The sequence below is a fragment of the Actinomadura rifamycini DSM 43936 genome (assembly GCF_000425065.1).
GTDB lineage: Bacteria > Actinomycetota > Actinomycetes > Streptosporangiales > Streptosporangiaceae > Spirillospora > Spirillospora rifamycini.
In genome coordinates this window covers 69,144-93,846 of record NZ_AULB01000032.1, presented here as the reverse complement: position 1 = coordinate 93,846, position 24,703 = coordinate 69,144, and the positions used below count along the sequence as shown (strand labels likewise).

Here is a 24,703-nt window from a genome sequence, read left to right as displayed (position 1 = left end):
CGCCGAGGGAGTCGCGATCAAACGCGCGGTACCACCTCGTGCCCGGTCTGGAGGCGGGTGATCTGGAAGACGTTCGCCATGCAGAGCGCGGCGGCCAGCGCCAGGCAGCCGGCCGCCGCGACGCCGAGGTGGACGTCGAAGCGGGCCTCGGCGAGGCTGTCGGTGCTGCCGTGCGCGAACGCCCGCGCCAGCAGGACGCCGAGGACGGCGCAGCACCACCAGGCGGCGACGACCGCCCCGGCGGCCTGCCGCTCGGCGGTGCGGTATCGGCCGCTGTTGACCCACACCTCGTACACCAGGCGCGGCGGCAGCCACAGGTTCACGACCGGCGTCAGCCAGCCGAACAGCGCCCACGCGCGGTGGTGGCGGTGCGGGCCGGGCGCCTGCCCGTAGGCGCGCCAGAACCAGAACAGGTAGAGCACTCCGGTCACGATGGCCAGGAGCGCGTACACGGTGAACACCTCGGTGTAGGGGGCGATCGCGTCACCGGTGGCCACGGCGTCGTACGTCTCGCGGGTCTCCCGGCGCAGCGGATGCGCCATCCGCAGCAGGCTGATGCCCGAGCCCAGCGCGACGAACGCGTCGAACCCGAGCAGCATGAACACCGCCACGCCGACGGCGCGGAAGTCGCGCCGCCGGGCCCACGCTCCGCACGCCGGGCAGCGGTTCACCTCGGCGGGGATGATGTCGCCGCAGAGGGCGCACGGCATGGTCGACCTCCGGGGGCTTGGGGGTGCGGCACATTCTGTCTACTACGAAGGTACGACTTGTCCGCGGCCCGAGCGGTTCGGACCGTTCTCAAGAACACCGTCTCTCAAGAACACCGTCTCTCAAGAACACCGTCTCTCAGAACACGGCGTCTCAGAACACCGCCCGCGTCGCCGCGAACGCGAAGGCGGCCGAGAGCGCGAGCCACCCGGCGAGGCGCCGCAGGCCGCCGGACGCCACGAGCCGTTCGGGGCGCAGGCCGGTGGCGACCGCGAGCGCCCACCACTGGGCGGCGAGCCAGATCGTCGCGTACAGGGACCCGTGGCCGACGTGCGCGCACAGCAGGACGACCGCGGCGGGGGTGGCGGTGTGCGCGAGCAGCGACGGTCCGCGGGCGGGGCCGTGCACGCCGCGCCGCAGCCCCGCCAGCACCGCGACCCAGCCGGCGCCGCACAGCGCCCACAGGGCCACCACCGCGGTGGGCAGCCCGCTCAGCGACTCCGGTGCCAGCGCCGTCCCCCTCGTCCCGTCTCCGTGAGCCCGTCCCGCCGCCGCGGACGCCCGTCCGTCAGCGCACCAGGCCCGATTCCCAGGCCCACGCCGCGGTCTCGACGCGGTTCCGGGTGCCGAGCTTGCGGTGGACGCTCCCGACGTGGGTCTTGACCGTGGACAGCGACACGAACAGCTCCCCGGCGATCTCCTCGTTCGTCCGGCCCCGCGCGACGAGCCGGACGACGTCCAGTTCGCGCTCGGTGAGCGGTTCGCGCGGCTGGACGGGCGGGACCCGCGCGGGCCGCGCCAGGTGCTCCAGCAGCCGCACGGTGATCGACGGCGACACCAGCGACCCGCCGTTGGACGCCGCCCGGATCGCCTCGACGAGCAGCGCGGGGCCGCCGTCCTTGAGCAGGAACCCGACGGCGCCGCCGCGCAGCGCCCCGTACACGTACTCGTCCATGTCGAACGTCGTGACGATCACGATGCGGAGCGGGTCGGGGACGCCGGGCCCGGCGAGCAGCCGGGTCGCCTCCAGGCCGTCCATCACGGGCATCCGGATGTCGAACAGGCACACGTCCGGGCGGAGCCGGCGGGCCAGCTCGACGGCCTGCCGGCCGTCGGCGGCGTCCCCGACGACGGTCATGTCGGGCTGCGAGTCGACGATCATCCGGAACCCGGTCCGGACCATCTCCTGGTCGTCGGCGATCAGTACGCGGATGGTCACGTGTCCGATTGTTTCAGCATTCGCCGAGGGGCAGCACCGCCACCACCTCCCAGCCGCCCTCGGGACGCGGTCCCGCGTGCAGCCGCCCGCCGAGCGCGGTCACCCGCTCGGCCAGTCCCGCCAGCCCGAACCCGCTGGAGGGGAGCCGCCGCCCGCGGCCCCGCCCGTCGTTGCGCACCGCCACCTCGACGCCGCCGCCGAGCCGCGCGAGCGACACCCGCACGTAGGTGGCGTCCGCCGCGTGCTTGCGGATGTTGGTCAGCGCCTCCTGCACGATCCGGTGCGCCGACGTCGCCACCTCCGGCGGGAGGGCGCCGAGGCCGGGCGCCATGGACAGGACGGCGGGCGGGTGCGTGAACCCGGCCACCAGCTCGCGCAGCCGGTCGAGGTCGCCGACCGGCCGCGTCGCCGACCCCCGGTCGGGCGGGCCGCCGGACGCGTCCCCGTGCGGGCCGCCTGGGTGCGGGGCGCCGGGGTGCGGGCCGCCGGGGTACGGGCCGTACGGGCCCGCGGCGGGCGGGGCGTCCACGTGCTGGGCGTCCCGCAGCAGGCCGACCATGCGGCGCATCGACGTCAGCGCCTCCGTCCCGGCCTTCTCGATCCCCTCGAACATCGAGTCGAGCTGCTCGGGCGACTGCGCGGCCCCGGAGCTCGCCGCGAACCGCGCCGCCTGCGCCTGCACGACGATCCCGGTGACGTGGTGGGCGACGAAGTCGTGCAGGTCGCGGGCCAGTTCGAGGCGCTCGTCCCGGCGCGCCGCCGTCACCGTCCGGGCCCGCCGCGCGTCCACCGCCCGCAGGTACAGCCCGATCCCGAGCGCGATGGCGAGCAGCACGCCGAGCGGCGCGGTGAACAGCACGCCGGAGACCAGCGAGAAGCGCAGCGGCATGATCAGCAGTGCGGCGCCGAGCAGCACGGCGACCGGGACGACCCGGTCCCGCGCCATCCGCCACACCGTGCGGACGGTCAGGATCAGCAGCCCGCCGATCTCGGCGAAGAGGCTCGGGGCGCCCCCGGAGTCGAGGATGACGGCCGTCCCGAGGAACAGGCTGCTGAACAGCGACAGCGACCCGGCGCCCACCATCCAGGGCAGCAGCCGCCCGCGGCTCACCACGGCGGCGTTGACGCCGGCGGCGACCAGCACCATCCACAGGTCCGCCGCCCTGCCCACGACCAGCAGGCACAGCAGCAGGAACAGGGCGGCGAAGCCCCCGTACGCGATGCGCGCCACCCATCCGCCCGCGGTGTGGATGCGGTCGAGACCGGCCCCTGTGTCACTCACGGATATGCAGGCTACGACCCTCCGCCGACCGCCGGATCGGTCATTCGGCCGATGGCGGCCCGCCCGGGACCGGCCCTGCGCCCGATGCGGCGGGGCGGCGCGCTCCCGCACGCTGGGGGCATGGAAATCATCTATGTCCCGCTCGCCGTCGCCTTCCTCGTCGCGTTCGCCGTCTTCGTCGTCTACGGCGGGGTCGTGATGCCGGCGACCGAGATCGCCGAGTCGTGGCGAGCACGCCGCCCGCGCGGCGGCGGCGCCGGCGCCCCGGAGGGGGACCGGTGACCGATCTCACCGCGCCCGCCCCCGAGCCCGGCTTCGAGGCCGGCCCCGAGCCCGTCCTGGCGGGGCGGGGCCTGGCCAAGCGGTTCGGGCCGACCGTCGCGCTCGACGGCGTCGACCTCGCCGTCGCCCGCGCCGAGACCGTCGCGATCATGGGCCCGAGCGGCTCCGGGAAGTCGACGCTGCTGCACTGCCTCGCCGGGATCGTCCGGCCGGACGCCGGCGAGGTGCGGCTGCTCGGGGAGCGCGTCGACGCCCTCGGCGAGCGCCGCCGCAGCGTCCTGCGCCGCACCCGCTTCGGGTTCGTCTTCCAGTTCGGCCAGCTCCTCCCGGAACTGCCCGCCGAGGAGAACGTCGCGCTGCCGCTGATGCTGAACGGGACGCCGCGCCGGGAGGCGGTGCGGGCCGCCCGCGCCTGGTTCGGGCCGCTCGGCCTCGCGGGGACGGAGGGCCGCCGCCCGGGCGAGCTGTCGGGCGGGCAGGCGCAGCGCGTCGCGATCGCCCGCGCCCTCGTGACCCGCCCCGCCGTCGTGTTCGCCGACGAGCCCACCGGCTCCCTCGACCAGGCCACCGGCCGCGAGACCATGGCGCTGCTGGTCGACGCGACCCGCGGCAACGGCGCGTCCCTCGTCGTCGTCACGCACGACGCGTCCGTCGCGGGCTGGTGCGACCGGACGGTCGAGGTCCGCGACGGCCGCGTGCGGCCCGCCCTCGCCGGAGCGGCGTGATGCGCACGCCCGCCGGCCTGGCGTGGCGGCTGCTGCGCGGCGGGGGAGCCCGCGACCTGCTCGGGTCCCTGCTCACCCTCGCCGCCGTGGCCGTCTCGACGGGCCTGCTGCTGTTCGCGCTCGGCGCCCACCACGCGTTCGCCGAGCGCGCCGCCGCCGACGCGTGGCGGCACCCGGCGGAGGCGTCCGGGACGCCCACCGCCGTGCAGGCGCTCTCCACCGACTACGTCGACGCCGGAGGCGGGCACGGCACGCCGATCACCGTCGTCGACCTCGCCGCGCTGTCGGACGGCGCGCCCGTCCCGCCCGGGATGCCGCGCTTCCCCGCGCCGGGCGAGCTGTGGGCGTCCCCCGCGCTGGCCGGCCTGCTCGCGGAGCTGCCCGCCGAGCGGCTCGCCGACCGGTTCCCCGCACCCGCCGGGACGCTCGGCGACGACGCGCTCGTGCACCCCGGCGAGCTCGTCGCGGTCATCGGGCGGGACGCCGCCGCGCCCGTCCTGACCGCCCCGCGCACCGACACGACCGGCCTGGACACCACCGCCGCCCCCACCCGCATCGACGCGTACGCCACCGGCACGTCCGCCTGGATGGGCGTCTACCGGGGGCTTGCCGGGATCGCGTCCGTCCTGATGGCCGCGCCGCTGCTGGTGTTCGGCGGCGCCGCCGCCCGGCTCACCGTGGCGCGCCGCGACGGGCGGCTCGCCGCGCTCCGGCTGGTCGGCGCGACCCCCGGCCAGGTCGTCGCGATCACCACCGCCGAGGCCGTCCTCACCGCCGCCGCGGGCGCCGCGCTGGGCGCCCTGCTGTACGCGGCGGCCGTCCCGGCGCTCGCGCACATCACCATCCAGGGCGGCGGCTGGTTCGCCGGGCACCTGTGGCCCGGCCTGCCGACCGTCGCGGCCGTCCTCGCCGCGGTGCCGGTGCTCGTCGGCGCCAGCGCCGTCGTCGGGCTGCGCCGCGTCGTCGTCGGCCCGCTCGGCGTGGCCCGCCGGGAGACGCCGCCCGCGCTGCGCGCCGTCCGGCTCCTGGCGCCGCTCGCCGTCCTCGCCGCGTTCGCCGTCGTCGGCGGCGCGCTCATGGGGATGCGGTACGCCGGGCTCGCGGTCCTCCTGGTGCTGATGACGCTGGCCTTCCTCGCGATCAACTACGCCGGGCCGTGGGCGGTGGCGGCGATCGGCGGGCTCATGGTCGTGTTCGCCCGCGGCCCGTCCCGGCTGCTCGCGGGCCGCCGCCTGCGGGACGACCCGCGCGCGGCGTGGCGGACGGTCGCGGGCGTCGCGCTCACCGGGTTCGTCGCGGGGTTCCTGACGCTGCTCAACCCGGGGGCGATCGAGTCCGGGCCGTCCGACCGGCTGCGGATCGCCGTTCCGGACGGCCGCGCGCCCGTGGCCGTCGCGGCCCAGGCGCGGGAGCGCCTCGCCGGGACCGGCGCCGCCGTCGCGACCGGCGACGGCGACCCCCTGCACGATGCCGCCCACGAGGGCCGGACGGTCGTGACGATCACCGTGCCGGGCGGCGGGGCGGCCGTCGACCGCGCCCGCACCGCGCTGCACGGGCTCGTCCCGGGCGGCGTCGCCACCACCCCGGCCGACGACGACACCGGCGGCCGGTACCTGCTCGGCGACCTGCGGACGGGCGCGCTGACCGTGCTCGCCGCCGCGTTCCTCATCGGCGCCACGAGCGCGGGCGTCACCGGGGCGTCCGCCGTCCTGGACCGCCGCCGGGAGTACGCGATGCTCCGCCTCGCCGGGACGCCGCTGAGCGTGCTGGACCGCGCGCGCCGGCAGGAGACGCTCGTCCCGCTCGCGGTGATGGGCGGCGGGTCGCTGCTCGCGGGCCTGTTCTTCGCGTCCCCGTTCGCGGTCGGCGTCGGGGCGCCCGGGCTGGCGACGCTCGCCGGGTTCCTGGTGCTCGGCTTCGGCGGGATCCTCGGCGCGAGCGCGCTCAGCCGCCCGCTGCTGCGGGCCGTGACGACCGACCCCGCGCCCCGTCCGGACTAGCCGGAAATGTCAGTGGCGCTCTGTAGTTTGTGCATGTGATCACAGGTTCCGGTGGGAACAGATGCCGAACCGTGACGCTTGTTACGACGTACCAGGGGTACGTCACAGGCGACGGCCCCGCCGGGCGGCGGTGCCGTCGGCGTACAGGAAGGGGTGTTGGCAGTGGAGGCGACTTTCCATATCTCTCGCCCGCGGCTGGGCGGGCCCGCCGAGCGGACCGTGGTGCAGCCGTGGCTGACCGAGCTCACCCACGCGACGATGAACGCCTACGCCGAGCCGCCTCGCGCGCTCGCCGCGGTCGAGACGCTTCCCGTGCGGGACGCGCGTCGCCGGCCGTCGAGCGCCGCCGTGGCCGCCGCCTGACGGGGGAAACCGTAGCGTAGAAAGGGCCGGGACGACAGCGTCCCGGCTTTTTCTTTCCCCGTGCGTCTCAATATTTGAAACATGTTTCTCAAGATACGAGAAGGCGGCGTAGGGTGCGGTCATCGCGAAGGAGAGGTGACCCATGGCCGACCAGGCGACCTACACCCACGGACACCACGAGACCGTCCTGAGCGCCCACCGCCGGCGGACGGTCGAGAACTCGGCCGCCTACCTCGTCGAGCACCTGCGCCCCGGCGCGTCGGTGCTGGACGTCGGCTGCGGCCCCGGCTCGATCACCGCGGGGCTGGCGGAGCGCGTCGCGCCGGGCCGCGTCGTCGGCGTGGACGCCGCCGGGACCGCCGTCGCGGAGGCGCGCGCCGCCGCGGGCGGCGCCGCGAACCTCGAGTTCGCCGTCGGGGACGTCCACGACCTGCGGTTCGACGACGGCGCGTTCGACGTCGTCCACGCCCACCAGGTGCTGCAGCACATCGCCGACCCGGTCGGCGCGCTGCGCGAGATGCGCCGCGTCGCGAAGCCCGGCGGGTTCGTCGCCGTCCGCGAAGCCGACTTCGGCGGCATGGTCTGGCACCCGGACCCGCCCGGCATGGACGCCTGGCTGCCCGTCTACCGCGCGGTCGCGCGCGGCAACGGCGGCGAACCCGACGCCGGACGGCGCCTCGCCGCGTGGGCCCGCGAGGCCGGGTTCGCCGACGTGCGCGCGTCCGCGTCCGCCTGGTGCTTCGCGACGCCGGACGAACGCGAGTGGTGGAGCGAGTCGTGGGGCGGGCGCCTCGCCCGCTCGGCCGTCGCCGACACCGCCGTCGCCGAGGGCCACGCCACCCGCGCGGAACTGGACGCGATCTACGCGGGCTGGAAGGCGTGGGCGGCGGCGGAGGACGGCTGGTTCGCCGTCCTCCACGCCGAGATCGTCTGCCGCGCCTGACCCGCCCTCAGAACGGGTCGGTCAGCTCGCCGAGCTTGTCGGTGAGGCGCAGGTTGTGCGAGTAGTCGACCGGGACGGTGACCACCGACACCCCGTCGTCGGCGAGTGCCTTGCGCAACGTGGGCAGCAGCTCGGCGGCCGACTCGACCCGGTACCCGTGGGCGCCGAAGCTCTCCGCGTACTTCACGAAGTCGGGATTGCCGAACGCGATGTGGGAGCTGCGGCCGAGGTCGAGTTCCATCTTCCACCCGATCAGCCCGTACGCCGAGTCGTCCCAGATCAGCACCGTGATCGGGACGTTCTCCCGGACGGCGGTCTCGAGCTCCTGCGAGTTCATGAGGAACGCGCCGTCGCCGGTCGCCGCCAGCACCTTCCGGTCCGGATGGGCCAGCTTGGCGGCGATCGCGCCCGGCACCGCGAACCCCATCGACGACAGCCCGTTCGACACCAGCAGCGTGTTCGGCTCGTACGTCGGGTACATCCGCGCCATCCACATCTTCACCGCGCCCGTGTCGGCGAGCACGATGTCCTCCCGGCCCATCGCGGCGCGGACGTCCGCGACGATGCGGCGCGGCGAGAGCGGGAACCCCTCCTCGGCGGCCCCCTCGGCCAGCTCGTCCCGCATCAGCTCGCGGATCCTGCGGCCCGTCCCGTTCACGTCGAACCGCCGGTGGACCGAGTCGGCCAGCGCGTACAGCGACCGCGGGATGTCCCCCTGGATCCCGACCTCGACCGCGTAGTGGTCGTCGACCTCGGCGGGCGACGGATGGATGTGGATGATCTTCTTGTCCCCGGACGGGTTGATCTTGACCGGGTCGAACTCCTGCAGCTCGTACCCGACGGTGATGAGCACGTCCGCCTCGTCGAACCCGAAGTTCACGTAGTCGTGCCGCATGAACCCGACCGCCCCGAGCGCGTTGCGGTGGTCGTCCGGGAACACGCCCTTGCCGTTGAACGTCGTCGCGACCGGCAGCCCCAGCCGCTCCGACAGGTACACCAGCGCCGCGCTCGCGCCCTGCCGCGTCGCGCCGTGCCCCACCAGGACGATCGGGCGCCGCGCGAGCGCCAGGACGTCCGCGGCCCGCGCGACCTGCGACGGCGACGGCTCCTGCGGGCGCACGACGTTCACCGGCAGCGGCGCCAGGCCGGCCGGGACCCGCGCCGACTCGACGTCCTCCGGGATCGCCAGGTACACGGCGCCGGGACGCTCGGTCTGCGCGGTCTTGAACGCCTTGCGCACCATCTCCGGGAGCGCCTCGGCGCGCGGCGCCAGCTCCGACCACTTCGTGATCGGCCGGAACAGCGACACCAGGTCGACGATCTGGTGCGACTCCTTGTAGATGCGGTCCAGCCCGACCTGCGCGGAGATCGCGACGACCGGGGTGCTGTTGGTGGTGGCGTCCGCGACGCCGAGCTGCAGGTTGATCGCGCCGGGGCCGAGCGTCGCCGACGCCACGCCCGCCTTCCCGGTGAGCCGGCCGTAGATCTCGGCCATGAACGCGGCGCCCTGCTCGTGCCGGACGAGGACGTAGCGGATCGACGAGTCGTTCAGCGCGTCGACGAAGTGGATGTTCTCCTCGCCGGGGATGCCGAAGACGTACTCGACGCCCTCCGCCTCCAGGGTTCGGACGAGGAGGCGGGCGGCGTCTTCCTGCGCGGACATCGGGTGTCCCTCTTCCCACGTGTGATCTTCGGGGTTCACCCCGTGCAGCGCACCGCGGGCCGCCCGCATTCCCCGGCGAGAACGCGTTCCACCGGCTCAGCCGTCGACGACCTCCTTGATCGCCCGCAGCGTCGGCTCGTCCTTCACCCCGGCGATCAGCAGCGTGGTGACGGGGCTGTCGCGCCACAGCCCCATGCGCTCCTTGATCCGCCCGATCGGCCCGAGCAGCGAGATCGAGTCGGCGAGCTCGTCCGGCACCGCCTTGATCGCCTCCTGGCGCCGGCCGTCCAGGAACAGCTCCTGCACCCGGGCCGCCTGCTCCGCGTAGCCGAGCCGCCCGATGAGGTCGAGGTGGAAGTTGCGCTCGCGGGCGCCCATCCCGCCGATGTAGAACGCGAGCGGGACCTTGGCGAACTCCAGCGCGGACGCCAGGTCGTCGGTGACGATCGTGGTGACGGTCGCCGCGATCTCGAAGCCGTCCGGGCGTCCGGCGAGGGACGCCCCGAACACCGGCTCGATCTGCTCGGGGTCGACGAACAGCGGCAGCCAGCCCTGCGTCGCCCCGGCGGCGAGCGCCACGTTCTTCGGGCCCTCGGCGCCCAGGTAGACGGGGATCTCCGGGCGCACCGGATGCACGATCGACTTCAGCGGCTTGCCGAGGCCCGCGCCGCCCGGCAGCGGCAGCGGGTAGTGCGGCCCGGCACTGGTCACCGGCTCCTCCCGCCGCCACACCTGCCGGACGATGTCGAGGTACTCGCGCGTCCGGGCCAGCGGCTTCGGGAACGGCTGCCCGTACCACCCCTCGACGACCTGCGGGCCGGACGCGCCGAGCCCGAGGATCACCCGTCCGCCCGACAGCGCGTCGAGGGTGAGGGCGTGCATCGCGGTGGCCGCCGGCGTCCGCGCCGACATCTGCACCACCGCGGTGCCCAGCTTGATCCGGGACGTCCGCGCCGCGTACCAGGTGAGCGGCGTGAACGCGTCCGACCCGTACGCCTCCGCGGTGAACACCGCGTCGTAGCCGAGCCGTTCGGCCGCCAGGACGGTGTCGGTCTGGTCCTCCGGCTCGCGCTGCCAGTAGCCGACGTTCACGCCCAGCTTGAGATCCGCGCTCACGATGCAACCCCTTCTCCGCGTTGACGACGCCGCTCGATGGTAGAACACGTTCTACTTTCGCGGAAGCGGGGCGGGCATGCCGGAGGGCCGCGGCCGGGGGAGGCCGCGGCCCTCCGGTACCGGGCTATGCCTCCCTGGCGATGGTCAGGAGGGCCTCGAACGCGGCGGGCGTCAGCACCAGGGCCGGGCCGCCGGGGTCCTTCGAATCACGGACAGCGCGCAGATCGCGGGAGAGGGGGGCCACCTCGACGCACTGGTCGCCGCTCCCGCTGTGGGAGGACTTGCGCCATGCGGCCCCGGTCAGGTCGCGCTGCAGGTTGGTCACGGGCTGCTCCTTGCTGCCTCGGCTATGAGGTGCGCGGATTCCTCGGTGGACAAAGCGGCCGCCTCGATCCGATCGAAGCGGTCCCTATGTTTTGCTATTGCCTCCGCGCTCTCAAGGTAAACGTCGCCCATGGTGCCCTCTACGTAGGCGATATCGGGGTCCGCGGGGTCCGGATACGACAATATGGTGAAACGTCCGTCTAGGCCCGCATGCTCCTGCGCTGAGTACGGAAGTACCTGAATGGTGATTGTCGGGCGGTCCGCCGCCTCGATGAGCGCCTCCAGTTGAGCGCGCATCACGCCCGGCCCGCCGATCGGCCGCCGCAGCACCCCCTCGTCGAAGACCACGTGGAGCTGCGGCGCGTTCTCCCGGGTCAGCAGCCCCTGCCGGTGCTTGCGGGCCGAGATGCGGCGCTCGATGTCCTCCTGGTTGGGCAGCAGCCGCCCCGCGGTGATGACCTGGCGCGCGTACTGCTCGGTCTGCAGCAGCCCGTGGATCAGCTGGGGGTCCCAGGTGCGGATGTGCGACGCCTCGTCCTCCAGCGCGACGTAGCTGCCGGCGAAGACGTCCTGGTACGCGGTCCACCAACCCCGCTGGCCCGCCTGCCGCGCCAGCGTGATCAGCGAGTCCCGCTCCGGACTCGGCACCCCGTACAGATCGAGGATGTCGGCGATGTCGCCCGGTTTCGGGCGGGTCTGGCCCGTTTCGAGCCGGGAGATGGTCGCCCGCGACCAGTCGAGCCGGTCCGCGACCTCCTGCAGGGTGAGCTTCTGCTCCTCGCGCAGCCTGCGGATCTCGCGCGCCAGGCGACGGCCGCGAACGGTGGGACGGTAAGTCATTCGAGTTCAGGGACGCTTCCCCGCCCGTCACGGACGAGCGGCGGTCCCTGCCTCCTTTCCGGTGGTGTAGGCATAGCCGTCCGCTCGCTGGAGCAGCCGGAAGCGGATGTGCCGAGCGGTGAACAGCCCGCCTCTCGAGCGGACGGTGAACGTTCCGGAGGAGCGGACGGCGATGCGCCCGGTATGCGTTCCGGCGTTCTTGCCGGACGGGACCACGGCCCGGGCGAGGTCTCCGGTCCGGAACCCGAAAACGTCCTTGCGGCGAGGGAGGCGAAGGCGGGGGAACCCGTGCCTGTCGGGACGAGTGCGGGCGTAGGTGCCGCGGCCCGTGCATCCGACGGCAAGGAAGACGGTGAGGATCTCAGTGATCGAGTCGAGTTCGCCGACGGCGAGCGCGTCGAGCGTGTGCGACTTCGGCAGGTGGTGACGAGTCCGGTTCCATTTGGTGCGGCCTCCTGAGGAGGCGCGCACCGGCATGCGCGCGTCGAGCGCCTTCCACAGTGCCCGGCGTGCGGTGTTCAGCGCGGCGGCGTCCCGCAGGGGCGCCAAGGCGCGAACTTTGATCGAGGCGGCCTTGGCGGGAGCGAAATGCTCCACGGGCAGGTCGCCCTTGGCGCGGTTGCAAGGGATGCACGCCGGCACCAGGTTGCTCACGCGGTCGGAGCCGGCGCGGGAACGGGGAACCACATGGTCGATGTTGAGCGGAACACCGGTGGCGTCGCAGTAGACGCAAGTCCGTCCGAACTTGGCCAGGAGGTACTCGCGAACTTCGTAGCCGTGCAGAGTGCCGTGCTGGTATTCGGCTCCTTCCAGTGGTCGTCCGGCGGCCATGGCGTGCGTGTCGAACGCGGTGCGCTCAAGGTGGGCGGCCGTCACAGGGGCCCATCGGGACAGCCGGTCTACCCAGGAGACGGTGGTCTCGAGGCGGTGCCGCACCGATGGCGCGATCCACCCGTCGGTACGCACGCGGTTGTCGAAGCGAGGGGCTCGGTGACGCAGGTTCGCGGTCCGGCGCCGCCGCCGGTAGGCGGCGCGCTGCCGCAGCTTCTTGCCGATGGCCGAGCCCCGGTGGTCGAGCCTGACGCCGAACCGGGCCCGCCTCTCTCCCCGTCGGGAGGTGAACACGGCCATGCCGGTGTGCCGGGAGCCGGGATCGATACCGATCTCCACGCCGTCGACCCGTGATTCCCGGACGGTGCGGTCTCTGAGGCGGATGACGAACGGCGTGTGCCGCGCGACCACCGCTCGTCCGCTGCTGAGCAGCTTGCGCGCCCGCGGTGGAGTGGTCGGCTGCAGCGGTCTGCCGTTCTTGTCCAGGACGAACACGGCAGGTTGACGTATGCGGACCTCACGGCCCATCTCCCCGCCCCGGTGCGGGACGGGGGTGACGCCGCGGCCGCCAGGTGAAGCGGCCGCGGTCTCCCCTCGACCATGGTCCGTGCCGGGTGCCGCGCTGCGGCGTCCGCGCCTCGTTTCGTCCCTGTTCCTCGGGGTGTCTGCCGACGCGGATTCCAGAGCCGCCTGCTGAGGAAGCACAGACGGGTGGGTCTGCCGTCCTGCACGGAACGTAGCCAACCAGGTCACCTCCAATGCCGTCGGCTCGGTCTGGTAACGGCGCGCCCCCGGCCTCGCGGCCGACGGCGCTCGCCCTCGGGCGGGAACCCGTTACGGGAGTGGAGTCTCCTCACTCGGCGGGTGCGCCACAACGAGATTGCCGCATCCCGGTGCGAAGGCAGGTCGATTTCCCGAAGGCAGTTGCAAAGGTGAGAATCTCACGTAACGCTGGGATCCGTGACTGCTCGGGGACCGAAAGTGACGAGCGAGCCCGCCGCGCACCCCGGGACGTAGTTGCGGGAGGACCCGTGAAGACCTCGTCAGCCCACGTTACGGACGTCCGGACCGCCCACGCGGACGTGCCCGTGAAGGCCGAAACCCGTCTCGCGCCCGGACCGGCCCCGGGCGCGGCGCCGCGATCCGCGCCCCCGCCGGATCCCGCGCACGCCGCGCAGAGCATGGCGGACGCGATGGCCGACGAGCCCGGCGCCCCCGCCGGCACCCGTCCCGGCTGGGTGTGGGCGCTGCCCGGCGGCCCCGGCTGCGCCGGGCACGCGCGCCGCGTGCTGCGCGACGCGCTCGCCGCGCTCGGCGTCCCCCGCGACGTGATCGGCGACGCGCAGCTGATGGTCAGCGAGCTCGCCACCAACGCCCACCAGCACGCCGGCGACCACGGCCCGCACGAGCTGTGGCTGTACTTCGGCGACGACGGGACGGGCGGGGAGGGCGCGGGCGAGGTGCGCTGCGCGGTGTTCGACGCGCTCGCGGACGCCGCGCTGCCGGGCTACTCGTGGACGTCCGGCGACTGCGGCCGCGGTCTCGGGATCGTGCGCGAGCTGTCGGGCGGCCGGTGGGGGGCGCGCCGCACCCGGTCCCGGCTCGGGCCGTCGGTGCGGGGCAAGGCGGTGTGGTTCGCGATCCCGCAGGCGTCGCCGTCCTGAGCGGGGCCGTTCCCCGCGCGGCGCGCCGGTGTGCGATCCTTGCGGGCGACGGACGCGGAGGAACCCGGTGCGAATCCGGGGCTGTCCCGCAACTGTGACCAGGGGAGTTCCCTCTCGACAGGGCCACGGCGCATGCCGGAAGGCCGAGGGGGAGCGGTGATCCGGGAGCCAGGAGACTCCGGCCGTCGGACAGTACCGCCATCGGGCGTGGACACCCGAGGAAGGACGAATCCGCGATGCCCCCTGCCGCGCCGGCCCCCGGCTACCCGTTCTCCGCCGTCGTCGGGATGGACGACCTCAAGCTCGCGCTCCTGATCAACGCCGTGTCGCCCGGTGTCGGCGGCGTCCTCGTGCGGGGGGAGAAGGGCACCGCCAAGTCGACGGTCGTCCGGGCGCTGGCCGCCCTGCTCCCGCCGGTGCGGACCGTCCCCGGGTGCCGCTTCTCCTGCGACCCGGACGCCCCCGACCCGGGCTGCCCGGACGGCCCCCACGGCGCGGGGGCCGGTGAGCGGGCCGCCCGGCTGGTGGAGCTGCCGGTGGGCGCGTCCGAGGACCGCCTCACCGGGTCCCTCGACATCGAGCGGGCGCTGACCGAGGGCGTCACGGCGTTCGAGCCGGGCCTGCTCGCCGCCGCGCACCGCGGCGTGCTGTACGTCGACGAGGTCAACCTGCTGCACGACCATCTGGTCGACCTGCTGCTGGACGCCGCCGCGATGGGCGAGTCGCACGTCGAGCGGGAGGGCGTGTCGGTGCGGCACGCCGCGCGGTTCCTGCTGGTCGGCACGATGAACCCCGAGGAGGGGGAGCTGCGGCCGCAGCTGCTCGACCGGTTCGGCCTCACCGTCGAGGTGGCCGCCACCCGCGACCCGGCCGAACGGGCCGAGGTCGTCCGGCGGCGGCTCCGGTTCGAGGACGATCCGGTCGGGTTCGCGGCCGGGTGGGCGGCGGCCGAGGCCGCTCTCGCGGCCCGGATCGCGGCCGCGCGGGAGCGGCTGCCGCGGGTCGAGCTGACCGACGCGGCGCTCCGCCGGATCACCGCCGTCTGCGCGTCCTTCGAGGTCGACGGGCTGCGCGCCGACCTGGTGACCGCGCGGGCCGCGATCGCGCTCGCCGCCTGGCACGGCCGTCCGGCGGTCACCGCCGACGACGTGCGGACCGCCGCGCGGCTCGCGCTGCCGCACCGCCGCCGCCGCGACCCGTTCGACGCGCCCGGCCTGGACGCCGACAAGCTGGACGCGGTCCTCGACGAGCACGCCGATGCCGACCCTCCCGAGGTCCCCCAGGGTCCCGACCGCCCGGATGGCCCGGATGGTCTGGATGGCCGGGATGGCTCGGACGGTCCCGACGGCTCGGACGGTCCCGACGGCTCGGACGGTCCCGACGGACCGGACGGTCCCGATGGACCGGACGATCCGGACGGCCCCGGCGGTCCGGACGACGACGGGGCCGGTGGCGGGGTGCGGCCGGACGTGCGGGGAGACGACGCGAACGGCTCCGCGCCGACTGAGCCGTCCGGTGGGGAGGGGGGCGGCGAGAGCGAACCCGCGCCGGCGGACGCCGCCTACAAACCGCGCCTGTTCACCGTTCCCGGTGTCGGTGCGGGCGCGCCGGGGCGGCGTTCCAAGGCGCGCAGCCCGTACGGACGGGTGTCGGGTGCGCGTCCGGGCGCGCGCGGGCTGCACTTGACCGCGACGCTCCGCGCTGCCGCCCCGCACCAGAGCGCGCGCGGGCGGAGCGGCACGGGCCTGATCGTCCGGTCGGGGGATTTGCGCGAGGCCGTCCGGGACGGGCGCGAAGGCAACCTCGTCCTGTTCGTCGTGGACGCGAGCGGGTCGATGGCCGCGCGCGCCCGGATGCGCGCGGTGAAGGGCGCGGTCCTGAGCCTGCTGCTGGACGCCTACCAGCGCCGCGACAAGGTCGGGCTGATCACGTTCCGGGGCTCGGCGGCGGAGGTGGCGCTGCCGCCGACCTCGTCGGTGGAGGCGGGGGCGCGCCGCCTGGAACGGCTGCCCACGGGCGGCCGGACGCCGCTGTCGGCCGGGCTGCTGCGCGCGGCGGACGTCCTGCGGGTGGAGCGGCTCCGGGACCCGGCGCGCCGTCCGCTCCTGGTCGTGGTGACCGACGGGCGCGCGACGCACGGTCCCGATCCGGCGGCCGCGGCGGCGCGGCTGGCGGGTGTCGCGGCGGTGGTCGTCGACTGCGAGTCCGGCCCGGTGCGGCTGGGGCTGGCCGGGGCGCTCGGCGCGCGGCTCGCCGCCGAGGTCGTCCGGCTGGATGACCTGGCCGCCGACTCGCTCGCGGGTGTGGTCCGGGCCTCCCGCCGCGCCGCCTGACCCCTGCCGGGGCGGGCGCGCGGGATTCTGACGACGTGGAAGGGATCGAGGATGCCGCAGGGGAAGCCGGAGTACGTGCCGGAGGACGGGCTCACGACGCGGCAGCGGCGCAACCGGCCGCTGGTGATGGTGCATACGGGGCCGGGCAAGGGGAAGTCGACGGCGGCGTTCGGGCTGGCGTTGCGGGCGTGGAACCAGGGGTGGCCCATCGGGGTGTTCCAGTTCGTCAAGTCCGCCAAGTGGCGCATCGGTGAGGAGAACGCGCTGCGCGCGCTTGGGCGGCTGCACGGGGAGACGGGCGAGGGCGGTCCGGTCGCGTGGCACAAGATGGGCGAGGGCTGGTCGTGGATCCAGCGGCCGGGCAGCGAGGACGACCACGCGGCGGACGCGCGTGAGGGCTGGGAGCAGATCAAACGGGATCTGCAGGCCGAGACGTACCGCCTTTACGTCCTGGACGAGTTCACCTACCCGATGAAATGGGGATGGGTGGACGTCGACGATGTCGTGGCGGCGCTCCGGGAACGGCCCGGCAACCAGCACGTGGTGATCACCGGGCGGGACGCGGATCCGCGGCTGGTCGAGTCGGCTGATCTGGTGACGGAGATGGGCAAGGTCCGCCACCCGATGGATCGCGGGCAGAAGGGGCAGAAGGGCATCGAGTGGTGAACGTTCCGCGGCTGGTGATCGCGGCGCCGGCGTCCGGGAGCGGCAAGACGACGGTCGCGACCGGGCTGATGGCGGCGCTCGCGGGCCGGGGCGCGGCCGTCTCGCCGCACAAGGTGGGGCCCGACTACATCGACCCGGGCTACCATGCGCTGGCCACCGGGCGGCCCGGCCGGAACCTGGACCCGTGGCTCGTGGGGGAGGACCGGATCGTCCCGCTGTTCCTGCACGGGGCGGCGGGCGCCGGGATCGCGGTCGTCGAGGGCGTGATGGGCCTGTACGACGGGCGGACGGGCAGCGGGGACCACGGCGGCGGCGACTTCGCGTCGACCGCGCACGTGGCGGCGCTGCTGGACGCGCCCGTGGTGCTCGTCGTGGACGCCGCGGCGGCGGCCGGGCGGTCCGTCGCGGCGCTCGTCCACGGCTTCCGGTCGTTCGGGCCGGTGCGGGTCGGCGGCGTGATCCTCAACCGGCTCGGGTCGGACGCGCACGAGGCGATGTGCCGGGACGCGCTCGACGACCTGGGCGTGCCGGTGCTCGGGGCGCTGCGGCGGCACGCGGACGCGGCGGCGCCGTCCCGGCACCTGGGGCTGGTCCCCGCCGCGGAGCGGGACGCCGACGCGGTCGCGAGCGTGCGGCGGCTCGGGGAGCTGGTCGCGGCGTCGTGCGACCTCGATGCCCTGGAGGCGCTGGCGCGGTCGGCGCCGCCGCTCGCCGCGGAGCCCTGGGACCCGGCCGCGGAGGCGGCGGAAGCCGGGGGCGCGGGCCGGGTGCGGCCGCGGATCGCGGTGGCCGGGGGAGCGGCGTTCACCTTCGGGTACGCGGAGAACGCGGAGCTGCTGGCGGCCGCGGGCGCCGAGGTCGTCCGGTTCGACCCGCTGCGGGACGAGTCGCTGCCGGAGGGCACGCGCGGCCTGGTCGTCGGCGGCGGGTTCCCCGAGGTGTACGCGGCGGAACTGGCCGCGAACGGGCGGCTGCGGGCGGAGCTGGCCGCGTTCGCCGGTGCGGGACGTCCCGTCTACGCCGAGTGCGCGGGGCTCCTTTACCTCGCGCAGGAGCTGGACGGTGCGCCGATGTGCGGCGTCCTGGACGGTGTGAAAGCGGCCATGGCCCCGCGCCTGACGCTGGGCTATCGTGCCGCCGTGGCGGTGGCCGACTCCGTCGTCGCCCGGACGGGCGAGCGGGTGCACGGTCACGAGTTCCACCGCACGGTGACGGATCCCGTCCACGGGGACACGGCCGCCTGGCAGTGGTCCACGTCCGGTCCGGCGGGGTTCGTGCAGGGCGACTGTGTCGCGTCCTACCTCCACCTGCACTGGGCCGGGTCGCCCCGGTTCGCGAGCAGACTGGTCGACGCCTGCGGTAGGGAGCGCGGTTGAACGCCTTCGAGGGAAAAGTGCGCCTGGAGGGGGAGCGGATCGTCCTGCGCCCGTTCTGCCTGGACGACGCGGCGGAGCTCATCGAGGTGATCCGCGCCCGGGAGGACTGGCTCCCGCCCAACTTCCCCACCGCGCTCAACGCCGAGACGATCGCGTGGTTCCTGCGGGAGGGCATCCACAAGGTCCAGCAGTACGGCCTCGGCATCCACCTGGCGATCACGGGCGGGGACGGCGGGCTCCTGGGGACGATCGGGCTGTTCAAGGTCGACTGGACGCAGGGCACGTGCGAGGTCGGATACGGGATGCGGCCAAGCGCGCGCGGGAACGGGTACGCGACCGAGGCGCTCCGCGTGGTGTCGGACTGGGCGCTGCAAGACTGCGGCCTGTACCGGGTGGAGTTGCGCGCGCTCGTCACCAACGCGCCGTCCATCCGGGTGGCGGAGAAGGCGCGGTTCTGGCGGGAGGGACGCGCGCGCGGCGCCGAGGTCGAGGACGGCGCCAACCAGGACATGTTCGTGTTCAGCCGCATCGCGCCCGACCTGCGGGACGAGCGGCCCGCGCGGCTCGTGCCGGTGGACGTCGGCCCGGGCGATCCGGAGCTGGTCACCGTCCGGGCGCTGCGGCTGCTGCACGAGGCCGACGCCGTGCTCGTCGCCGACGCGCCCGACGCTCCCGTGCGCGCGCACACGACGCGAGTCCGGCGGGTGGACGGCGACCCCGCCGCCGCCGTGCTCGCCGCCCTGGACGGCGGCGCCCGCACGGTCGCGTTCGCGCTCGGCGACCCGGCCGTCTTCCGGGAGGCGGCGCGCGGCGTCGTGGCGGCGCGCCCCGGCGTGCTGATCGATCCGCCGCTCCCCGGCGCGCCGGGTCCGTCCGCGGACGGACCCTCCGGGAGGCTCGTCGCCCACGACGGGGAGGGACGGGCATGATCGACGAGACGCTGGTGATGTACGGCGGCGGCGCGGAGGACGCGGCCCGCAGGATGCTGCCGAAGCTGCCGGACGGCTGCTTCGCGCCGGTCGACCTGGACGCGCTGCGGGAGGCCGCCGGGCGCGGAATCCGGCAGGTCGTCCTCGTCGCCGGGCTGGCCGACCAGGCCGCCATCGTCGGCCCGGTGCTGGGCGAGATCACCGCCGACATGGCGGGCGACGCCGAGGGCGGCGCGCTCGCCGCCGCGGTCGCCGCGGCCGACGCCGCCGCCGACCCGGGGCGCGCCTACGCGCTGTGGGAGGCCGCCGGACGGCTCGGGCCGTGCGGCCGCGAGCTGTGCCGCCGCACCGCGGGCGAGCTGGAGCGCCGGGCCGGGTCGGTGGCGGCCCAGGTGGTCCTGGTGGACGCCTCGGGCGAGCGCATGGTCGGCATGTTCGGGCGCATGGCGCGGTAGGCATGGACGGATCCCTCGTGATCCGCGCGTGCGCGCGCGCCGGTCTGCCCTGGGAGGACGCGTTGATCGTGTCGGCGCACGAGCTGCGCCGTGCGGTGAACGCGTGCCGCGCCCACCCGAAGGTCGCGGTGCTGACCGCTCCTGGCGCGGGCCCGGCGGAACTGGCGCGCGCGCTGTTCCCGCAGACCCCGCGCACGTTCGTCGTCTGCGAGGACCTCGACGGACCGGACGAACGCGTGGTGCGCGTCCGTCCGGCCGAGGCGACCACGCGTCCCTGGAACGCCCCGCAGGTCGTGCTCGTCCTGGACGAGCGCCGCCCGCCGGACGGCCCCGGCTGGACCGCGCGCCCGCCCGGCCCGGACGGCTGGGCGCTGGACGGCTTCGACGGCGCGGCCCTCGCGCCCGAGACCAGGGCGTTCGTCCTCGCCAGGCTCGGCCCGCGCACGGGCGACCTGGTGTGGGACCTCGGGTCCGGCGACGGCTCCGTCGCGGCCGAGTGCGCCCGGTTCGGCGCGGCCGCGGTCGCCGTGGGGCCGGACGCGGCGTCCTGCGAGCGGATCCGCGCGGCCGTCCGCGCCCGCCGCGTGCGGGTCGCGGTGGCGCGCGGCGCGCTCCCGTCCGTCCTCGACCACCTCCCGGACCCGGACGCCGTGTTCCTGGCCGGAGCGGAGGCCGCGTCCGTCCGCGCCTGCGCGGACCGCGCCCCGGACCGGTTCGTCGCGACGGCGGACGAGCGCCGGGTGCCCGAGATCGTGGACGTCCTGGCCGGGGCGGGTTTCACCGCCCGGGCCGCCGCGTTCGGCGTGACACCGCTCGTCCCACCGCCGGCCATCGACGGGGCCGCAGGCTCGGGGCCCGCCGACGAGCGGGCCGACGCGCAGTCCGGCGGCTCGGGGGTGCCGGACCCGCCGGTGACCCTTGTCTGGGCGCGTCGCGCCGCTCCCGAACCCGTCCGGCCCGCCCCGGCGCGGCGCCGCCCGGTCGAGCGGACCCCGCCGCTGTGACCGCCGCGACGCACGTCGCGGTGCTCGGCGTCGGCGTGTCCGCGGCCGCCGGTGCGGACGAGGTCGGCGCGCTGCTGGACGCCGTCCTGCGGCGGGCGGGCGTGCGCCCCGGCGCCGTCTGGTGCGCCGCGACCGCCGAGGGGCGGCGCGGCGAACCCGCCGTCCGCGCCGCCGCCCGGGTCCGCGGCCTGCCGCTCGTCGCCTACCCTGTGCCCGTGCTCGCGCAGGTCACGGTGCCGAACCCGTCGGACGTCGCGCGCCTGCGGGCGGGCACGCCGAGCGTCGCGGAGGCCGCGGCGCTGCACGCCGCCCGCGCGCTGTGCGGCGGCCCCGTCCGCCTCGCGGTCCCCAAGCGCGCCTCCGGCCGCGCGACCGCCGCCCTGGCGATCGCGACCGCCGCCGTCGAACCGGACACGGCGCGCGCATCCCGGCATGTGTCCGCAACCCGGCATGAGGGTGTAGAAGCCGTGAAACCCTGGTACTTCCTCCCGGAGCGGCACGCGCCCGGGGACGGCGACAGCGAGGATTGCCCGTGACCCAGCAGGAGGCTCCTGTGAGCGTACGCCAGCCGCATCCGGTGGAGATCAGGTCGTATGAGATCCTGCGGTCCCGCGTCGACCTGTCGCCGATGCCGCCGCTGTGGCGGGCGGTCGCCGAGCGGGTCGTCCACGCCACCGCCGACCTGGAGTACGCGGTCGACCTGGTGACCGAGGAGGAGTCCCTCCGGCGCGGCTGGGAGGCGCTGCGCTCCGGCGCGCCGATCGTCACCGACGAGGGCATGGTCGCCGCCGGGATCACCGCGCGGGAGACCGTCTGCCACGCCGCCGACCCGGCCGCCGCGCGGATGTCGCGGGCCGCGGGCATCACGCGTCCGGCCGCGGCCGTCCGGCTCGCGTACGCCGACGTGGGGCCCGGGGCGGTGTGGGTCGTCGGATCGGCGCCCGAGGCGATCTTCGAGATCATCGACCGGCGGGTCGGCCCGGCGCTGGTCATCGGCGTCCCGGTCGGGTTCGTCGGCGCCGCCGAGGCGAAGGAGGCGCTGCGCGCCAGCGGGCTGCCGCAGCTCAGCAACGTGTCGGAGAAGGGCGGCTCCGCGGTCGCCGCCGCGGCCGTCAACGCCCTGCTGTACCACGAGGGGGCCCGGTGACCGCGGGCACGGCGGGACGCGGGATCGACCTGCGGCACCACGGGGACGCCGAGATCGGGGACGGCCTCGCCGACTTCGCCGTGAACGTGCGGACCGGCATGCCGCCCGCCTGGCTCGCCGACCGGATCCGCGCGTCGGTCGCCGACCTGGCCGCCTACCCCGACCCGCGGGCCGCGCGCCGCGCGGTGGCGCGGCGGCACGGCCGCTCGGTCGAGGAGGTGCTGCTCACGGCGGGCGCCGCCGAGGCGTTCGTGCTGCTCGCGCGGGTGCTGGCGCCGGAACACGCCGTCGTGGTGCACCCGCAGTTCACCGAGCCGGAGGCCGCGCTGCGGGCGGCCGGGCACGACGTCGAGCGCGTCGTGCTCGGCGCGGACTTCGTGCTCGACCCCGCGGCGGTGCCGCCCGCCGCCGACCTCGTCGTGATCGGGAACCCGACGAACCCGACGTCGGTGCTGCACCCGGCCGCGGCGGTCGCCGCGCTCGCCCGCCCCGGCCGGACGGTCGTCGTGGACGAGGCGTTCATGGACTGCGTGCCCGGCGAGCCCGAGTCGCTCGCCGCGCGGCTGCCCGCCGGGGTCGTCGTGATCCGGTCGCTCACCAAGACGTGGGGGCTGGCGGGGCTGCGCGCCGGGTACGTGCTGGCCGCGCCCGCTCTCGTGGCCCGGCTGGCGGAGGCGCAGCCGCTGTGGGCGGTGTCCACGCCCGCGCTCGTCGCCGTCGAGGAGTGCTCCACGCCCGAGGCCGTCGCGGAGGCCGAGAAGTGGGCCGTGGAACTCGGGACCGAACGGGACCGGCTGGCCGCCGAACTCACCGGCCGGGGCCTGTACGTCGTCCCCGGCGCGCGCGCGTCGTTCCTTTGCGTCCGCATCCCCGACGCCCTCGGCATCAGGGCACTGCTACGGCAACGCGGTTACGCGGTCAGGCGCGGCGACACCTTCCCCGGGCTCGGCCCAGACTGGCTCCGCATCGCCGTCCGGGACCGCGCGTCCAACGAGACCCTTCTGGAGGTCATGGGTGAGCTCGGCATCTGACGGCCCCGAACCGGGCGGCTCCGGACCGGGTGACTTCGCGCACGCTTTCCCGGTGGACGAACGCCGAGCCGTCCACCGCGCCATCGCCGAACGGCGCGACGTCCGGGACGGCTTCCTGCCCGACCCCGTCGACGACGGCGTCCTCACCCGGATCCTCGAGGCCGCGCACCGGGCACCGTCCGTCGGGCTGACCCAGCCCTGGGACTTCCTCATCGTCCGGGACGCCGCCAAGCGCGAACGCATCCGCGCCCTGGCGGAACGCCAACGCGACGGCTACGCCGCCACGCTGCCGCCCGCGCGCGCCGCCCGCTTCGACGGGCTCAAGATCGAGGCCATCCGCGAGGCCCCGGTGAACATCGCCGTCACCTGCGACCCCACCCGCGGCGGACGCAACCCGCTCGGCCGCCACGCCCAGCCGAGCACCGCCCAGTACTCGGTGGCCTGCGCCGTCCAGAACCTGTGGCTGGCCGCCCGCGCCGAAGGGCTCGCCGCCGGCTGGGTCAGCTTCTTCGACGAGCGCGAGCTGGCCGCCGAGCTCGGCCTGCCCGCCGACGTCGAGGTCGTCGCCTACCTGTGCGTCGGGCACGTGACCGGGTTCCCGCCCGCGCCCGTCCTCGACCTGACCGGCTGGGCGCGCCGCAGGCCCCTCGCCTGGGCCGTCCACGACGAGGAGTACGGGCGGCGCGCGCTGCCCGGGAAGGAAGCCGTGCACATGATCGAGCAGACGGTCGCCGCGATCGCGCCGCCGGACGAGGCCGCGATCCGCGACGCCCGCGAGCACCAGGCCCGCCTCACCAAGCCGCCGGGGGCCCTCGGCGTGCTGGAGGAGGTGTCGGTCCGGCTCGCCGGGCTCGCCGGGCACTGCCCGCCGCCGCTGCCCGAACCGGCCGCCGTCGCGGTGTTCGCCGCCGACCACGGCGTCCACGCGCAGGGCGTCACGCCCTGGCCGCAGGAGGTCACCGCCCAGATGGTGGCGAACTTCCTCGCGGGCGGCGCGGTCGTCAACGCGTTCGCCGGGCAGGTCGGCGCCGAGGTCAGCGTCGTGGACGTCGGCGTCGCCGCCGACCTGGACGCCGCCCCCGGCCTGCTCCGCCGCAAGATCGCGCACGGCACCGCCGACATGACGCGCGGCCCCGCGATGACCGGCGAGCAGGTGCGCCGCGCCGTCGAGACCGGCATCGAGGTGGCCCGCGAACTGGTCTCGGCGGGCGCCCGCTGCCTGGTCACCGGCGACATGGGGATCGCGAACACCACCGCGTCCGCCGCGCTGATCGCCGCGTTCACCGGCCTGCCGCCCGAGCGCGTCACCGGCCGGGGGACGGGCGTGGACGACGCCACGCACGCCCGCAAGGTCGAGATCGTCCGCGCGGCGCTCGCCCGGCACGGCCTCCTGGACGGCGCGGGCGACCGGGACCCCCTGGACGTCCTGGCCGCGGTCGGCGGCCTCGAGCACGCCGCGCTCGCCGGGTTCGTCCTCGGCGGCGCCGCCCTGCGCGTCCCGGTCGTCCTGGACGGCGTGATCGCCGGGGCCGCCGCGCTCGCCGCGGCCGCGCTGTGCCCGGACGCCCTGCACGCCTGCGTCGCCGGGCACCGCTCCGCCGAGCCCGGGCACGCCGCCGCCATCGACCGGCTGGGGCTGCGCCCGCTGGTCGACCTGGAACTGCGGCTCGGCGAGGGGACCGGCGCTCTGCTCGCGCTCCCGCTGGTCCAGGGCGCCGTTCGGGTGCTGCACGAGGTCGCCACGTTCGATTCGGCGGGCGTCAGCGGGAAGGACGCGGCGCCGTAACGACATGATCACGGAC

The 24,703-nt window shown here is 75.5% G+C and carries 25 protein-coding genes and 1 riboswitch; of the genes, 16 read left to right on the top strand and 9 right to left on the bottom strand.

Annotated features, from left to right (window positions below; genetic code table 11):
• Positions 1-17 precede the first annotated feature (17 nt).
• The 4 genes from H505_RS0127925 to H505_RS0127910 all read right to left on the bottom strand — a co-directional run bounded on the left by H505_RS0127925 (position 18) and on the right by H505_RS0127910 (position 3,209).
• A complete protein-coding gene (locus H505_RS0127925; RefSeq protein WP_026404618.1) occupies positions 18-710 on the bottom strand; it encodes a DUF4328 domain-containing protein in 693 nt (230 codons plus the stop codon).
• Between the two features lie 151 nt (positions 711-861).
• A complete protein-coding gene (locus tag H505_RS44745) occupies positions 862-1,182 on the bottom strand; it encodes a hypothetical protein (RefSeq protein ID WP_233617408.1) in 321 nt (106 codons plus the stop codon).
• 94 nt (positions 1,183-1,276) lie between these two features.
• Entirely contained in the window at positions 1,277-1,927 is a 651-nt protein-coding gene (locus H505_RS0127915) for a response regulator (protein ID WP_026404617.1), read from the bottom strand.
• Between the two features lie 13 nt (positions 1,928-1,940).
• Entirely contained in the window at positions 1,941-3,209 is a 1,269-nt protein-coding gene (locus tag H505_RS0127910) for a sensor histidine kinase (protein WP_026404616.1), read from the bottom strand.
• 120 nt (positions 3,210-3,329) lie between these two features.
• On the opposite strand from H505_RS0127910, the gene H505_RS0127905 reads away from it, so the two are divergent.
• From H505_RS0127905 to H505_RS0127885, 5 genes are all read left to right on the top strand, one after another.
• A complete protein-coding gene (locus tag H505_RS0127905; RefSeq protein WP_157433152.1) occupies positions 3,330-3,491 on the top strand; it encodes a hypothetical protein in 162 nt (53 codons plus the stop codon).
• Positions 3,488-4,216, top strand: coding sequence for an ABC transporter ATP-binding protein (locus H505_RS0127900; protein ID WP_051301242.1), 729 nt, complete (start codon positions 3,488-3,490; stop codon positions 4,214-4,216). Before H505_RS0127905 ends, H505_RS0127900 begins: the two co-directional genes overlap by 4 nt.
• Complete coding sequence (locus H505_RS0127895; RefSeq protein WP_026404613.1) at positions 4,216-6,216, top strand: FtsX-like permease family protein; 2,001 nt, start codon at positions 4,216-4,218, stop codon at positions 6,214-6,216. Before H505_RS0127900 ends, H505_RS0127895 begins: the two co-directional genes overlap by 1 nt.
• Positions 6,217-6,378: 162 nt before the next feature.
• A complete protein-coding gene (locus H505_RS50125) occupies positions 6,379-6,579 on the top strand; it encodes a hypothetical protein (protein WP_157433151.1) in 201 nt (66 codons plus the stop codon).
• A gap of 142 nt (positions 6,580-6,721) precedes the next feature.
• A complete protein-coding gene (locus tag H505_RS0127885; protein WP_026404612.1) occupies positions 6,722-7,522 on the top strand; it encodes a methyltransferase domain-containing protein in 801 nt (266 codons plus the stop codon).
• A 7-nt stretch (positions 7,523-7,529) separates the two neighbouring features.
• Here the strand turns inward: H505_RS0127885 and H505_RS0127880 are convergent, their stop codons facing one another.
• The 5 genes from H505_RS0127880 to iscB all read right to left on the bottom strand — a co-directional run bounded on the left by H505_RS0127880 (position 7,530) and on the right by iscB (position 12,791).
• Complete coding sequence (locus tag H505_RS0127880) at positions 7,530-9,185, bottom strand: acetolactate synthase large subunit (protein WP_026404611.1); 1,656 nt, start codon at positions 9,183-9,185, stop codon at positions 7,530-7,532.
• Positions 9,186-9,281: 96 nt separating this feature from the next.
• Positions 9,282-10,301, bottom strand: a complete 1,020-nt coding sequence (locus tag H505_RS0127875) for an LLM class F420-dependent oxidoreductase (protein ID WP_026404610.1) — start codon at positions 10,299-10,301, stop codon at positions 9,282-9,284.
• Positions 10,302-10,425: 124 nt separating this feature from the next.
• Positions 10,426-10,626, bottom strand: a complete 201-nt coding sequence (locus tag H505_RS0127870) for a DUF397 domain-containing protein (protein WP_026404609.1) — start codon at positions 10,624-10,626, stop codon at positions 10,426-10,428.
• On the bottom strand, positions 10,623-11,465 hold the full coding sequence (locus tag H505_RS0127865; protein WP_026404608.1) for a helix-turn-helix domain-containing protein: 843 nt from the start codon (positions 11,463-11,465) through the stop codon (positions 10,623-10,625). Before H505_RS0127865 ends, H505_RS0127870 begins: the two co-directional genes overlap by 4 nt.
• Positions 11,466-11,492: 27 nt before the next feature.
• A complete protein-coding gene (iscB, locus tag H505_RS0127860) occupies positions 11,493-12,791 on the bottom strand; it encodes an RNA-guided endonuclease IscB (RefSeq protein ID WP_034520130.1) in 1,299 nt (432 codons plus the stop codon).
• Positions 12,792-13,384: 593 nt separating this feature from the next.
• Between iscB and H505_RS0127855 the strand changes: the two genes are divergently transcribed.
• The 11 genes from H505_RS0127855 (at position 13,385) to cobT (ending at position 24,687) form a co-directional block, all read left to right on the top strand.
• Positions 13,385-13,960 carry an ATP-binding protein gene (locus H505_RS0127855; protein WP_233617409.1) on the top strand — a complete coding sequence of 192 codons (576 nt, stop codon included), beginning with the start codon at positions 13,385-13,387 and terminating at the stop codon, positions 13,958-13,960.
• Positions 13,961-14,017: 57 nt separating this feature from the next.
• Positions 14,018-14,139, top strand: a riboswitch (cobalamin riboswitch).
• Between the two features lie 57 nt (positions 14,140-14,196).
• Complete coding sequence (locus H505_RS0127850) at positions 14,197-16,293, top strand: putative cobaltochelatase (protein ID WP_026404605.1); 2,097 nt, start codon at positions 14,197-14,199, stop codon at positions 16,291-16,293.
• A gap of 51 nt (positions 16,294-16,344) precedes the next feature.
• Positions 16,345-16,959: a cob(I)yrinic acid a,c-diamide adenosyltransferase gene (cobO, locus tag H505_RS0127845; RefSeq protein WP_026404604.1), complete on the top strand. Its 615-nt coding sequence runs from the start codon at positions 16,345-16,347 to the stop codon at positions 16,957-16,959.
• Positions 16,953-18,335, top strand: a complete 1,383-nt coding sequence (locus tag H505_RS0127840) for a cobyrinic acid a,c-diamide synthase CobB (protein ID WP_245592647.1) — start codon at positions 16,953-16,955, stop codon at positions 18,333-18,335. The genes cobO and H505_RS0127840 overlap by 7 nt, the downstream gene beginning before the upstream one ends.
• A complete protein-coding gene (locus H505_RS52025) occupies positions 18,332-19,264 on the top strand; it encodes a GNAT family N-acetyltransferase (RefSeq protein ID WP_084550906.1) in 933 nt (310 codons plus the stop codon). Before H505_RS0127840 ends, H505_RS52025 begins: the two co-directional genes overlap by 4 nt.
• A complete protein-coding gene (locus tag H505_RS0127830) occupies positions 19,261-19,719 on the top strand; it encodes a hypothetical protein (RefSeq protein WP_026404602.1) in 459 nt (152 codons plus the stop codon). Before H505_RS52025 ends, H505_RS0127830 begins: the two co-directional genes overlap by 4 nt.
• A gap of 2 nt (positions 19,720-19,721) precedes the next feature.
• The gene (locus H505_RS52020) at positions 19,722-20,723 is read left to right on the top strand and encodes a hypothetical protein (RefSeq protein ID WP_051301241.1); all 1,002 of its coding nucleotides are present in this window, start codon (positions 19,722-19,724) and stop codon (positions 20,721-20,723) included.
• A complete protein-coding gene (locus H505_RS50710; protein WP_051301240.1) occupies positions 20,720-21,259 on the top strand; it encodes a cobalamin biosynthesis protein in 540 nt (179 codons plus the stop codon). Before H505_RS52020 ends, H505_RS50710 begins: the two co-directional genes overlap by 4 nt.
• A gap of 17 nt (positions 21,260-21,276) precedes the next feature.
• Positions 21,277-21,870 carry a precorrin-8X methylmutase gene (locus tag H505_RS0127815; RefSeq protein ID WP_026404601.1) on the top strand — a complete coding sequence of 198 codons (594 nt, stop codon included), beginning with the start codon at positions 21,277-21,279 and terminating at the stop codon, positions 21,868-21,870.
• Positions 21,867-22,901: an Rv2231c family histidinol phosphate aminotransferase CobC gene (cobC, locus tag H505_RS0127810; RefSeq protein ID WP_026404600.1), complete on the top strand. Its 1,035-nt coding sequence runs from the start codon at positions 21,867-21,869 to the stop codon at positions 22,899-22,901. The genes H505_RS0127815 and cobC overlap by 4 nt, the downstream gene beginning before the upstream one ends.
• A gap of 52 nt (positions 22,902-22,953) precedes the next feature.
• Positions 22,954-24,687 carry a nicotinate-nucleotide--dimethylbenzimidazole phosphoribosyltransferase gene (cobT, locus tag H505_RS44725; protein WP_034520127.1) on the top strand — a complete coding sequence of 578 codons (1,734 nt, stop codon included), beginning with the start codon at positions 22,954-22,956 and terminating at the stop codon, positions 24,685-24,687.
• The last annotated feature ends 16 nt before the right edge of the window (positions 24,688-24,703 follow it).

Bases quoted from the DNA above. Each gene is read 5' to 3' on its own strand.
- H505_RS0127850 (WP_026404605.1), top strand. From the start codon at position 14,197: ATGCCCCCTGCCGCGCCGGCCCCCGGCTACCCGTTCTCCGCCGTCGTC.
- H505_RS0127895 (WP_026404613.1), top strand. From the start codon at position 4,216: ATGCGCACGCCCGCCGGCCTGGCGTGGCGGCTGCTGCGCGGCGGGGGA.
- H505_RS0127885 (WP_026404612.1), top strand. From the start codon at position 6,722: ATGGCCGACCAGGCGACCTACACCCACGGACACCACGAGACCGTCCTG.
- H505_RS0127905 (WP_157433152.1), top strand. From the start codon at position 3,330: ATGGAAATCATCTATGTCCCGCTCGCCGTCGCCTTCCTCGTCGCGTTC.
- H505_RS0127880 (WP_026404611.1), bottom strand. From the start codon at position 9,185: ATGTCCGCGCAGGAAGACGCCGCCCGCCTCCTCGTCCGAACCCTGGAG.
- H505_RS0127925 (WP_026404618.1), bottom strand. From the start codon at position 710: ATGCCGTGCGCCCTCTGCGGCGACATCATCCCCGCCGAGGTGAACCGC.
- cobO (WP_026404604.1), top strand. From the start codon at position 16,345: ATGCCGCAGGGGAAGCCGGAGTACGTGCCGGAGGACGGGCTCACGACG.
- H505_RS0127865 (WP_026404608.1), bottom strand. From the start codon at position 11,465: ATGACTTACCGTCCCACCGTTCGCGGCCGTCGCCTGGCGCGCGAGATC.
- H505_RS0127830 (WP_026404602.1), top strand. From the start codon at position 19,261: ATGATCGACGAGACGCTGGTGATGTACGGCGGCGGCGCGGAGGACGCG.
- H505_RS52020 (WP_051301241.1), top strand. From the start codon at position 19,722: ATGGACGGATCCCTCGTGATCCGCGCGTGCGCGCGCGCCGGTCTGCCC.